Below are 12,240 nucleotides of genomic sequence, written 5' to 3'. Positions count from 1 at the left end.
ACCTGACGGGTGCACATCAGAGTGCCACCCTGTGAATGGTGAGACAAGCGCCCTGCGAGCGGCGGATGGGGCAGTGGCGGGAATCGCTCCGCAAAGTGTCCGGTTCGCTGTCCTGTCCGGCGGTGGGCGGAGGCGGTTCGCCGCCGCGGAGCCGGGGCCGCGGTACGGGTGGGGTAGACGGCGGCCGAGTGACCCGTGCAAGCTGATCCGCATGGCAGTTGAGGAAGTTGATGCGACGTCGGATTCCGCGGTCGAGCCGCTGCGCCGGCCGGGGCTGGCCCTCGGCGTGCTGGCGGGGGCGCTCGCCCTCGACGTGAGCGGCCTCGGGGTGCTCAACGCCGCCCTGCCCTCCGTCGGAACGCGCTTCGACCTGGACGACACCACGCTCCAGTGGGTGATGACCGCCTACGCCGTCACCTTCGCCGGCTTCCTGCTGGTCGGCGGACGCCTGGCCGACGTCCTCGGACGGCGGCGGGTCTTCGAGGCGGGCGTCGCCCTGTTCACCGCCTCCGCGCTGGTCGGCGCACTGGCTCCGGACACCGCGGTGCTGCTCGGCGCGCGCGGCGCCCAGGGCATCGGCGCCGCCCTGTCGGGGCCGGCCGCGCTGGCCCTGCTCACCGGGACGTTTCCGGCGGGCCCGGCGCGCAACCGCGCGCTCAGCGTGTACGCGGCGGTCGGCGCCGCGAGCTTCAGCGGCGGGGTGCTGCTGGGCGGGGTGCTGACCCAACTCCTCGGCTGGCGCTCGGTCCTGTGGTTCTCGGTGCTGCTCGGGCTCGCCGTGCTGGCCGCGACGCGGGCCGGACTGCCCGGCGGCGCCGGGCACAGCGGCCGGCTGGACCTGCCCGGCGCGATCTCGGGCACGCTCGGCCTCACCCTGCTCATCGTCGGCGTGAGCAGCGACGGCGCGACGGCCTGGGTCGTGCTCGGCGCCGCGGTGGTCCTCCTGGCGCTGTTCGTGGTGCGCGAGCACCGCACCGCCGACCCGGTGCTCCCGCTCGGGCTGTTCCGGATCACCTCGGTGCGCTCCGCGAGCCTGGCGGCGTTCCTCCAGTACACCGGCTCGGTCGGGATGCTGTTCTTCGCGCCGCTGTACCTCCAGGGGATGCTGCACTACTCGCCGTTCGAGTCCGGCGTGGCGCTGGTGCCGATGTCGCTGGCCGTGTTCCTCACCGCCAACTTCGCCACCGGGCGCCTGCTGGCCCGGTACGCCCCGCGGACGCTGATGGCCGTCGGCCTCGTGCTGATCGGCGTGGGCACCGGGCTGTGGCTGGGCACCCCGCACGACGGCAGCTACCTGTGGCACGTGCTGCCCGGACTGGTGATCAGCGGCATCGGCCAGGGGCTGAACTTCCCCTCGATGACCTCCGCCGCGCTCGCCGGCGTCCCGACGCGGCAGCACGCCGTCGCCGGGGCGGTGAACGTGGTCACCCAGCAGATCGGCGCGAGCGTGGGCGTGGCGGTGATGGTCCTGGTCGCGGCGACCAGCGACGACCAGCTCGGCGGCTACCACCTCGCGTACGTCGCCGCCGCCGTGGCGTGCCTGCTGGGCGCGGCGTTCATCGCCGTGCGGCGGCGGGCCTGAGCGGAGCCGGGCGGGGCTGATCGGGCCGGCCTGCGCGGAGCCGGGCGGGGCGGGCCTGAGCGGAGCCGGGCGGTCCGAGCCGGGCGGGGCCGGTCTGAGCCGGCCGCTCCGAGGGCCGACAGGGCGCCCGGGAACGCCCCGGCGCCGGGTGGGCCCCTCCCGGGAAGGGCCCGCCCGACGGGTGATCAGACCGCGGGGCCGGCCGGCGCGTGCAGGACGGCGGCCAGCACCTTGGGCAGCTCTGCGGCGGAGTCGGCGGTCCGGGCCCGCCAGGCCACGTGCCCGTCCGGGCGGACCAGGACGGCGCCGTCGGCGTCGACCTCGCGCAGCCGCTCCCACGCCCCGTACGGGTCCCGCAGGCCCTCGGCGGCGCCGATCGTGCGGACCGTCACGGCCACCCCGGTGAGCCGGGCGGCCTCCCGGGCGGCGTCGTGCCAGCGGTCACCGCCCCGGCCGGTGAGCAGGACGAATCGGCCGCGGCCGACCACGTCCAGGGTGGAGCGGCGCCGGCCGCCGTCCTCCAGCCAGGCGTGCGGCAGCCGCGCGCCGGGCCAGGTGGTGGGCCGGTAGTACAGCTCCGGGTCCCGGTCGTCGGCCGGCTCGGGGGTGCCGTCATCCACCCGGGCGCCGGTGCGGTAGCGGTAGCCGATCTCCACGCCGTGGGCGTTGACCTGGTAGTTGATCCGGTCCGTCGCGGCGGCCAGCGCGGCGCGCCGGGCCGCCGCCTCCTCGGTGTCGTCGGCGAGGCCGCGCAGCAGCTCCCACTGCTCGGCGGCGCTCTGCCCGGCGGTGAAGCCCAGCGCCGCCGGAATGCCGAGGAAGTCCATCATGCTGCGGACCGCCCGGTCGACGATCTGCCCGCCCACCGGCAGCCGCTCGGCCTGGTAGGTGTCCAGCAGGGCCGGCGAGGCCGAGCCGTCCAGCACCAGCTTCAACTTCCAGCACAGGTTGAAGGAGTCGGCGACCGCCGAGTTCAGCCCGAGGCCGTTGGTCGGCGGCATCTGGTGCACCGCGTCGCCGACGCAGAACACCCGGCCGTTCGCGTAGCGGGGGGCGACGACCGCGTTGACCTCCCACGGCGAGACGTTCTTGATCCTCACCTCGACGGACGGATCGCCGATGCTCTCCCGGATGTGCGCGAGGATCTCCTCGTGGTCGTCGCGGTCGAACTCCGCGCCGTGGTCGAGGAAGCGCAGGTACACCCACTCGTTCCAGGGGCGGATGCTGACGAACACCCGGCCGTCCTCGGGCGGGTTCCCCGGCACGGCGCCCATGTAGAGGATGGCCGGGCGGTCCGCGCAGTACGGCGAGAGGTCCGCCTCGAACCAGACCGAGGCGACCTTCGCCAGCCCGGTGGCGCCCTCCACGGTGAGCCCGGCCTGCTCCATCACCCGGCTCCGCGCGCCGTCCGCGCCGATCACGTAGTCGGCCCGCACGGTGTACTCCAGGCCGGACTGCCGGTCGGCGATCACCGCCGTGACCCCGTCGTCGTCCTGCTCCATGCGCAGGAACTCCTGGCCGAAGCGGAGTTCACCGACCCCGGCCTCCCGGACCTGCTCGACCAGCAGCGGCTCCAGCAGGTGCTGGGCGAGGTTGCACATCCTGCTCGGACTGGCCGCCAGGTAGTCGCCGATCCGGTCCGGACCGTTGCCGTAGGCGTCCAGCCGGCTCACCTCGGGGCCGGTGAAGGTCGACATGAAGACGTGGTTGGCCAGCAGCGGGGCCGGGGTCGCCGCGGCCGCCACCTGCTGTTCGACACCGAGGTCGCGCAGGATCTCGCCGGTGCGCTGGTTCAGCAGGTGGGCGCGGGGGGTGTGGGCCGTGCCCGGGTACTTGCCGACCGCCAGGTGCGCCACGCCGTAGCGGGACAGCGCCAGCGAGGCGGTCAGACCGGCCGGGCCGGCGCCGACGATCAGTACCGGCACCCGGACGTCGGGGGTGGGGGTCGTGGTCACTTCGCGGCCTTCCGTGCGTAGCCGGCGTAGATCACCGACGTGTCCTTGTGCACGCCGAGCTGGAACTGCCGCCCCAGTTCGCCGTACGTGATCTCCCCCCGGGCCCGGCGCCGCATCGCCTTCAGCAGCTCCAACTGCGGGCGGGTGGAGGCGAACCCGACGAGGTCCCGGTTGTCCAGGCCGTGCTTGCGGAAGACGGCGTGCAGCTCGGCCGGCTTGATGAAGCTCTTCCAGTCGTGCAGGTCCTTGGGCGCGAAGCTGACGGACTTCCAGTCCTGCGCCATCTTGATCATCGCCAGCTTGGAGCGGAACGTCCGGTTGATGGTGTCGTAGAGGTAGTAGCCGCCCGGCTTGAGCACCCGCACGGCCTCGCCGACCGCCTGGTCCACGGAGCTCACGTGCTCCAGGGTGTCGCAGCAGTACACCAGGTCGAACGTGCCGTCCGGGAACGGCAGCCGCTCGGCGAAGCCCTGCTGGTAGGTGATCTCCAGCCCGGACTCCCGGGCGTGCTCGCCGGCGGCCTCCAGGGACGGGCCGGACGGGTCAACCCCGGTGACCCGGCAGCCGGCCCCGGCGAAGTGCTCGGCCAGCAGGCCGCCGCCGCACCCCACGTCGAGCACCTCGAGGCCCTCGAGGTCCAGCCGGAGCCGGTTGGTGAGGACGTCCCGGAAGTAGTCGAACCGGGCCGGGGTGAAGGCCTCCAGGGTCGCGAACGGCTGGTCGTCGTGCCACCAGGAGTGGGTGTTGTAGACGTCGTTGTCGACGGGCATGGTGGGACTCCTCAGGAGAGCTTGATGGTCGGGCGGTAGAGGTCGAGCCAGACGGCCAGGTCGAGGACCCGCTCGAACGCCTCCCGCTCGTCCCGGTCGACGGCCTCGGGCGGGGCGCCCGCGGCCGCCACGAGCGCGGCGCGGTCGAAGAACGCGACGGCCTGGTGGTCGCCGGACAGCAGGTCGCCGACCTGCTGCTGCAACTGGCCCACGTAGGCGAGCTGCTGGGTGTGCGGGTAGAGGGCCTTCACCCGCTCGACCACCGAACCGGGGAGGACGTCCCGCACGGCGGCGCGCAGCAGGCTCTTCTCCCGGCCGTCGAAGGTCTTCATCGCCCAGGGCGTGTTGTAGACGTACTCCACCAGGCGGTGGTCGCAGAACGGCACCCGCACCTCCAGGCCGACCGCCATGCTCATCCGGTCCTTGCGGTCCAGCAGCATGCCCAGCAGGCTGGTCAGGTGGACGTGGCAGAACTCGCGCATCCGCCGCTCGTGCGCGTCCTCGCCCTCCACCACCGGGATCCCGGCGACGGAGTCGCTCCAGCGCTGCGCCCAGTAGCCGGGGACGTCGAGGGTCCGCAGCAGCAGCTCGCCGTCGATCAGCTTGGTGGGGTGCTTGCGCGGCCCGAGCCCGGAGGCCGTGACCCACGGGAACATCGCGGTCTGCTGCACGGCCGGCAGGTGGAACCACGGGTAGCCGCCGAAGATCTCGTCGGCGGACTCGCCGGAGAGGGCCACCGTCGAGTGCCGGCGGATCGCCTTGAACAGCAGGTACAGCGAGTTGTCCGCCTCGCCGAAGCCGAACGGCAGGTCGCGGGCGGTCACCGTGGCCCGGCGCACCTGCGGGTCGGCCAGTTCGAGGTGGTCGAGCCGGATGTCGTGGTGCTCGGTGCCGACGTGCTCGACCACCGCGCGGGCGAACGGCGCGTCCTGCGAGCCGCGCAGCTCGTCGGGGCGGAACGCGTCCGGCTGCTCGAAGTCGACGGTGAAGGTGCGCGCCCGCTCGCCCCCGGCCGCCAGCCGCCGGCCGGCCAGGGCGGTCAGGGCACTGGAGTCCAGGCCGCCGGAGAGCAGCACGCACTGCGGCACGTCGGCGACCAACTGGCGGGCCACGCTGTCCTCCAGCAGCTCCCTGACGTGCCGGACGGTGGTCTCGGTGTCGTCGCGGTGCTCGGCGACGGCCAGCTGCCAGTACACATGCTCGCGCAGGCCCGAGCGGTCGACCGTCACCATGGTGCCCGGCTTGACCTCGTGCATGCCCGCCCAGACCGCGCGGCCGGGGGCCTTGACGAAGCCGAACAGTTCCCGGAAGCCGTCGGTGTCCACCACCGGGTCCACCGAGGGGTGGGCGAGCAGGGCCTTCGCCTCCGAGCCGAACAGCACGCCGTCGGCGGTCGGGTAGTAGTAGAGCGGTTTGATGCCGAGGCGGTCGCGCAGCAGCACCAGCTTGTCCACCCGGCCGTCCCAGATGCCCAGCGCGTACATGCCGTTGAGCCGGTCGGCGATCCCCTGCCCCCACTCCAGGTAGCCGCGCAGCACCGCCTCGGTGTCGCTGGAGGTGCGGAACTCGTGCCCCCGGCGGCGGAGTTCGTCCCGCAGCTCGGTGAAGTTGTACGCCTCGCCGCTGTACGTCATGGCGACCGGGCCGTCCGGCGTCTCGACGACCATCGGCTGCACACCGCCCGCCAGGTCGATGACGGCGAGCCGGCGGTGGCCCAGCGCGGCGTGGCGGGACAGCCAGGTGCCGCCGGCGTCCGGGCCGCGGCAGAGCATGGTGTCGGTCATGGCGGTGAGAGCGGGGAGTTCACGTTCGAGGTCGTGCTGGAAGGAGATCCAGCCGGCGATCCCGCACATGCGGTTCTTCTTTCGTTCGGGGGCGGGGGTGGTGGACCGGGTGGTGGGCCGGGGCGGTGGCCGGGGCTCAGCGGTGCGCGGCGCCGCGCTGGGAGGCCATGTAGGCGGGCAGGCCGTCGATGTGGGAGCGACCGGTGGGGGCGAAGAAGAAGCGGTCCAGCGCGCCCTGCAGGTACGACCACGGGCGGTTCAGCTCGGCCGCCCACCGCCAGCCGAACCGGGCGCCGTTCTCGGTCGGTTCGACGGCGTAGTCCTCCACCAGGTGGCGGAAGATCGGGCGGGTCGCCTCGGTCGCGGTGAAGGTCTTGCGGGTGCCCTCCTCCCAGCGGAAGAAGCGCTCGCGGAGGGTGAAGTCACCGTCCATCTCGATCTCGCGGGTGGTGCCCACGCCGAACGGCCGGGGCGAGGTCCAGGTGAGGCGCCGCATGCCCTTCGTCCAGCTGGAGACGCCGTCGCCGGTCAGGGCCGCCCAGGTCTCCTCCGCGGAGTACGGCACCTCGACCGAACGGGCGTGGTAGAGGGGGGCCTTGGCGAAGAACGAGTCGTCGGCCTCCTCGATCGGGTACCAGCGTGTGGTCATGGTGTCGGTTCCTTTCCGGGACGGGGCGGGACGGGACGCTGCGGTGCGGTGCGGTGGGGTGGGGTGCGGTCGGGAGGGACGGGGTGGGCGGGCGACGGGGCGAGGGGCGGCGGTGGCTCCGGCGGAGCGGTGGGAACGGCCGGACACGCCTCAGGCCTTGCGGGCCCGGAAGAGGCCGACGGAGCCGCGCACCACGAGGTCGAAGTCGTCGAAGGTCTGCTTCAGCTGGTCGCGCAGGTCCTCCAGGTCGTCCCGGTCGTTGTGGAAGACGCCCTTCGCGTTCAGGTTGTCCATCAGCCAGCGGCCGGCCCCGGTGACCGGCACGCCCGACGACAGCACCGTGCTGCCGAACACCGTGCCGCCGGGCTTCACGGCCGCGGCCGCGTGCCGGATGGCCACGCCCTTCTCGCGCAGGCTGCCGGGTATGCAGTGCAGCAGGAAGCTCAGGGCCGCCGAGTCGTGGCTCTCGGCGGGCACCGGCAGCGGTTCCAGGGCGTTGGCGACCACCTTGGTGGTCTTGAAGTGCGCGAGCCGCTCGGCGGTGAAGTCCAGCGTGCTGGGGTTGAGGTCGGCCAGCGTGATCTGCGGGTTGGACACCGGGAACCGGGAGTGGGCCAGCAGGTAGCCGGTGCCCACGCCGATCTCCAGGTGCTTCGCGCCCAGGCAGTCGTTGTACATCTGCTGGAAGTTCCGCGGCGAGCACCGCCAGAACAGCGGTGCGCTGCCGCGGAACACGATCAGGTCGTAGAAGGTCAGCGCGCGGCGGTGGTAGGGGGCCTGGCCGTCGAGGACCGCCTGGTCCAGGGCGTGGGGCTGGTGGCCGTTGTCAGTGCTCATGTTCTGCTCACCCTCGTCGGGAATCGGACATCGTGGTGTGTCGGGAAGATCGGGCGACCGGCTCGGCGAGCCGGTCGAGGACCGCGCGCACGGTGGTGGCGGCGTGTTCGCCGGTCATCGTGAAGTGGTCGCCCGGCACCTCGGCCCCGGTGTGCGGGAGCGGCCAGTCGGACTGCCACCCGGTGGCGGGGAAACCGGGCAACGGCCGGGCGGCGCGCAGGTGGAGCGTGGGCGTGGCCAGGGGCTGCGGCTGCCAGGCCTCGAAGAGCCGGGCGTAGCCGCCCATCGCGGTGAGGCAGACGTCGTCCAGCGGGCCCGCGGCACCCAGCTGACCGGACGTCACCTGCGCGGCGATCTCGGCTTGGATGAGGGAGAGGACGGCACTGCCCGGCCGGTAGCTGTCCAGCAGGACGACCGACGCCGGGTGGACGCCGCGTTCCTCCAGCAGCGCCGCCACGGCGTGGGCGATCCAGCCGCCGGCGGAGTGGCCGAGGAGGACGAAGGGCCGCCCGGCGGCGAGCCGTTCGACGTCCTCGGCGTGCAGGAGCGCCAGCGCGTGGAGGTCGGCCGGGAGCCGCTCGCCCGCGGTGAAGCCGGGGGCGGGCAGTGCCCACAGCTCGTGCCGGCCGCCCGCGGCGGCGGCGAGGCGGGCGTACTGGTGGGCGCCGGACCTGCTCGCGAACGACGGGAAGCAGAAGAGGCGGGGTTCCGCCGCGCCCGAGGTGAGGCGGACGGGGGCCGGCCGCTCGGACGGCGCGGGCGGGGCGTCGAAGGTGTCGCGGAACCGCGCGGCGGTGGCGAGGAGTTCGCCGAACTCCGCGAACCGGCCCAGCTCCGCCGCCCGTGGCGCGAGCGAGGCCAGCAGGCCGTCGCCCGGACCGGCGGGCGGCGCCTGGCCGGCGTCCAGGCGGGCGTCCAGGTGGGCGGCGAGGGCGTCGAGCGTCGGGTGTTCGAAGACGGTCGCGGCCGGCAGGTCCACCCCGGTGGCGGCCCGGAGGGCGGCACCGAGCTCCGTCGCGGCGAGGGAGTCGAGCCCCAGCTCGGGCAGGCTCAGGCCGGTTTCCACGTCCTCGGTGGTGGCGTGCCCGAGTGCGGCGGCCACCTCGGCGGCCACCAACGCGCGCAGCTCGGGGCCGCGTTCGGCCGGGCCGAGGGCGCGGAGCCGTGCCCGGAGCCGACCCGGGCCCCCCGCTGCGGACGTGCCCGCTGCGGGGGTCCGGTCGGCGTGGGAGGCGCCGGCGGGCGGCTCGATGGTGGACGGCTCGTCGGCGGGGTGCCCGCCGGGGGTGGCCGCAGCGGGCCGCGGGGTCGCCGCGACGCCCTCCGGCCAGAAGCGGCGGCGCTGGAACGCGTAGGTGGGCAGCGCGACCGGGCCCGCGCCGGAGTCGGCCAGGACGGCCTCCCAGGCCACCGGGACGCCACGGACGTGGACGGCGGCGAGCGCCGTCAGCGCGCTGTCCGGCTCCGGCCGGCCGTGCCGCAGGAGCGGCACCGCCGCCGGGGCCGGATCGCGGTCGGCGAGGGCGTCCCGCACCAGGGCGGACAGCACGCCGCCCGAGCCGAGTTCGAGGAAGGTGGTCACGCCGTCCGCCGCCATCCGGCGCACGCCGTCGTGGAAGCGCACCGCCTCCCGGATGTGCCGCACCCAGTACTCCGGGGCGCAGACCTGCTCCGCCGGGGCCGGCTCGCCGGTCAGGTTCGACAGCAGCCGGATCCGCGGGGGCCGGTACGCGAGCGAGGCCGCCACCTCGTGGAAGCGCTCCAGCACACCGTCCATCAGCGGCGAGTGGAAGGCCCGGGTGACCCGCAGGCGCTTCGTCCGGCGACCGCGGGCGGCGAGCACGGCCGCGACCTCCTCGACCGCCTCCGCAACGCCGGAGAGCACGGTGGCCCGCGGCCCGTTGACGGCGGCGAGGCCGACGCCGTCCTCCCGGCCCACCAGCAGCGGCAGCACCTCCTCCTCGGCGGCCTCCACGGCTACCATCGCGCCGCCCTCCGGGGAGTCCTGCATCAGCCGGCCGCGCGCGGCGACCAGGCGGCAGGCGTCCTCCTGGCTCAGCACACCGGCCGCGCAGGCCGCCGCCAGCTCGCCGACGGAGTGCCCGCCGACGTAGTCCGGCACCACGCCCCAGGACCGGAGGAGGTGGAACGACGCCAGGCCGACGGCGAACAGCCCGGCCTGGGTGAACACCGTCTCGTCGAGCAGGGCCGCCGTGGGGGTGCCCGCGGGGGCGAACAGCACCTCGCGCAGGGCCGGACGCCCCGGCTCGGCCAGGTGCCGGTCCAACTCCTCGCACACCTCGTCCAGGGCGCGCGCGAAGACCGGATGGGCCTGGTGGAGGCCCTGGCCCATGCTCGGTCGCTGGCTGCCCTGGCCCGGGAAGAGGAAGCCGACCCGGCCCGCGGCGACCGACCCCCGGACCACGCCGGGCGCGGTGCCGCCCGCGGCGAGCACCTCCAGTCCGGCCCGCAGCTCGCCGAGGTCGCGGCCGAGCACGACCGCCCGCTGCGGCAGGGCGGCCCTGGTCAGCGCCAGCGAGCGTCCGACGGCGGCGGGGCCGGCGGCGGGGGCGTCGGCGAGGTGGTCCCGCAGGCGCTGCGCCTGGCCGCGCAGGGCGGCCTCGCCCCGGGCCGAGAGCGGCCAGGCGAGGAGCGCCGCGGGCTGCGCGGGCGCCTCGGACGACCCGGGCGTGCCGGGCCCGGGCGTGCCGGGTCCGGACGCGACGAGCGGGGACGTGCCGGATCCGGACGTGTCGCTCCCGGGTGCGGCGGGCGGAGACGTGTCGAGTCCGGACGTGTCGCTCGCGGGTGCGTCGGGCGCGGACGGCCGGTGCGGCGCCGCCGGGGCCTGTTCCAGGACCACGTGGGCGTTGGTGCCGCTGATGCCGAACGCCGAGACACCCGCCCGGCGGGGGCGGCCCTCCTCCGGCCAGGCCACCGGCTCGGTGAGCAGGGCGACCGCCCCGGAGGACCAGTCCACGTGCGGGGTCGGGGCGTCCGTGTGCAGGGTGGGCGGCAGGACGCCGTGCTCCATCGCCATCACCATCTTGATCACGCCGGCCATCCCGGCCGCGGCCGCCGTGTGGCCGATGTTCGACTTCACCGAGCCCAGCCACAGCGGCCGTTCCGCCGACCTGCCGCGCCCGTACGTCGCGAGCAGCGCCTCGGCCTCGATCGGGTCCCCGAGCGGTGTGCCCGTCCCGTGCGCCTCGACCGCGTACACGTCGTCCGGCGCCAGCCCGGCACTGGCCAGGGCCTGCCGGATCACCCGCTGCTGGGAGGGGCCGTTGGGCGCGGACAGCCCGTTGCTCGCACCGTCCTGGTTGGTGGCCGAGCCGCGGATTACCGCCAGCACCGGATGCCCGTTGCGGCGGGCGTCGGACAACCGCTCCAGCAGCAGCACACCCGCACCCTCACCCCAGGCGGTGCCGTCGGCCGACGCGGCGAACGGCTTGCACCGGCCGTCCGGAGCCAGCCCGCGCTGCCGGCTGAAGCCGATGAACGCCTGCGGCGTGGACAGCACGGTGACGGCCCCCGCGAGCGCGAGCGCGCTCTCGCCCGAGCGCAGCGACCGGCAGGCCAGGTGCAGCGCGACCAGCGAGGAGGAGCACGCGGTGTCCACCGTCAGCGCCGGCCCCTCCAGGCCGTAGGTGTAGGAGAGCCGACCGGAGATCACGCTGGCCGCGTTGCCGGTCAGCAGGTACCCCTCCAGCCCGTCCGGGGAGTCCTGGGCCAGCAGGTGGTAGTCCTGGCCGCTGCTGCCCGCGAACACCCCGGTCCGGCTGCCGCGCAGGGACTCCGGGTCGATGCCGGCGCGTTCGAAGGCCTCCCAGGAGGTCTCCAGCAGCAGCCGCTGCTGGGGGTCCATGGCGAGCGCCTCGCGCGGGCTGATGCCGAAGAACGCGGCGTCGAAGCGGTCGGCGTCGTGCAGGAAGCCGCCCTCGCGGACGTAGGTGCGGCCGGGGCGGTCCGGGTCAGGGTCGTAGAGGTCGGCGAGGTCCCAGCCCCTGTTCTCGGGGAACGGCGAGACGGCGTCGCGACCGTCCGCCACCAGCTGCCACAGGTCCTCCGGGCTGCGCACCCCGCCCGGGTACCGGCAGGCCATGGCGACGATGGCGATGGGTTCGTCGTCGCCGTCGGCCGTCCCCGGAGCGGACGGCGCCCCGGCGGCCTCGGTGTCCACGCCGGCGAGCAGTGCGAGCAGGTGGCGGCCCAGGGCCTCGGGCGTCGGGTGGTCGAAGACCACGGCGGCCGGGAGCCGGAGACCGGTGACGGCCATCAGCCGGTTGCGCAGCTCGACGGCGGTGAGCGAGACGAATCCCAGCTCGTGGAAGGAACTCCCCGGCGGGATCGGGTCGGTGAGCCCGAGGACGGCGCTCGCGTGGGTTTCCACCAGGTCGCGCAGCAGGCGCTCGCGGTCGGGCTCGCCGAGGTCGGCCAACTGGCGGAGCAGCTGCGCGGCGGCGGAACCGGCGGTGTGCTCGTCGGGCTCGGAGACCGTACTGCGGCTGCTGCCGGTGCCGCCCGGGCTGCCCGTGTCGATGGTGTCGACCCAGTAACGGCAGTGCTGGAAGGGGTAGGTGGGGAGGTCGGGGTGGTGGCCGGGGTGGAGGTGGGGGGTCCAGTCGACGGGGTGGCCGTGGGTGTGGAGGTGGGCGAGGGA

General features: G+C 74.7%; 7 protein-coding genes. 1 reads left to right on the top strand and 6 read right to left on the bottom strand.

Features of this window, described 5'->3' with window-relative positions:
* The first annotated feature begins 211 nt into the window (after positions 1 to 211).
* The gene (locus ABT247_RS14425) at positions 212 to 1,582 is read left to right on the top strand and encodes an MFS transporter (RefSeq protein WP_350742544.1); all 1,371 of its coding nucleotides are present in this window, start codon (positions 212 to 214) and stop codon (positions 1,580 to 1,582) included.
* 185 nt (positions 1,583 to 1,767) lie between these two features.
* On the opposite strand, the gene ABT247_RS14420 is transcribed toward ABT247_RS14425, so the two are convergent.
* The 6 genes from ABT247_RS14420 to ABT247_RS14395 all read right to left on the bottom strand — a co-directional run.
* On the bottom strand, positions 1,768 to 3,537 hold the full coding sequence (locus ABT247_RS14420) for an FAD-dependent monooxygenase (RefSeq protein WP_350742541.1): 1,770 nt from the start codon (positions 3,535 to 3,537) through the stop codon (positions 1,768 to 1,770).
* On the bottom strand, positions 3,534 to 4,307 hold the full coding sequence (gene ubiG / locus ABT247_RS14415; RefSeq protein ID WP_350742539.1) for a bifunctional 2-polyprenyl-6-hydroxyphenol methylase/3-demethylubiquinol 3-O-methyltransferase UbiG: 774 nt from the start codon (positions 4,305 to 4,307) through the stop codon (positions 3,534 to 3,536). Before ubiG ends, ABT247_RS14420 begins: the two co-directional genes overlap by 4 nt.
* Before the next feature lie 11 nt (positions 4,308 to 4,318).
* Positions 4,319 to 6,160 carry an asparagine synthase (glutamine-hydrolyzing) gene (gene asnB, locus ABT247_RS14410; RefSeq protein WP_350742537.1) on the bottom strand — a complete coding sequence of 614 codons (1,842 nt, stop codon included), beginning with the start codon at positions 6,158 to 6,160 and terminating at the stop codon, positions 4,319 to 4,321.
* 67 nt (positions 6,161 to 6,227) lie between these two features.
* Complete coding sequence (locus ABT247_RS14405) at positions 6,228 to 6,740, bottom strand: SRPBCC family protein (protein WP_350742535.1); 513 nt, start codon at positions 6,738 to 6,740, stop codon at positions 6,228 to 6,230.
* A gap of 150 nt (positions 6,741 to 6,890) precedes the next feature.
* Complete coding sequence (locus tag ABT247_RS14400; RefSeq protein ID WP_350742533.1) at positions 6,891 to 7,577, bottom strand: class I SAM-dependent methyltransferase; 687 nt, start codon at positions 7,575 to 7,577, stop codon at positions 6,891 to 6,893.
* 7 nt (positions 7,578 to 7,584) lie between these two features.
* A partial coding sequence (locus ABT247_RS14395; protein ID WP_350742531.1) for a type I polyketide synthase occupies positions 7,585 to 12,240 on the bottom strand: 4,656 nt, incomplete at its 5' end.

Source organism: Kitasatospora sp. NPDC001539 (assembly GCF_040298565.1).
In the GTDB taxonomy this organism is placed as follows: domain Bacteria; phylum Actinomycetota; class Actinomycetes; order Streptomycetales; family Streptomycetaceae; genus Kitasatospora.
Note: the sequence above shows the minus strand (reverse complement) of the source record. Positions and strands in the feature narration are given on the sequence as shown.

Coding starts and splice junctions, on each gene's coding strand:
- ABT247_RS14425 (WP_350742544.1), top strand. CDS start 212: ATGGCAGTTGAGGAAGTTGATGCGACGTCGGATTCCGCGGTCGAGCCG.
- ubiG (WP_350742539.1), bottom strand. CDS start 4,307: ATGCCCGTCGACAACGACGTCTACAACACCCACTCCTGGTGGCACGAC.
- asnB (WP_350742537.1), bottom strand. CDS start 6,160: ATGTGCGGGATCGCCGGCTGGATCTCCTTCCAGCACGACCTCGAACGT.
- ABT247_RS14405 (WP_350742535.1), bottom strand. CDS start 6,740: ATGACCACACGCTGGTACCCGATCGAGGAGGCCGACGACTCGTTCTTC.
- ABT247_RS14400 (WP_350742533.1), bottom strand. CDS start 7,577: ATGAGCACTGACAACGGCCACCAGCCCCACGCCCTGGACCAGGCGGTC.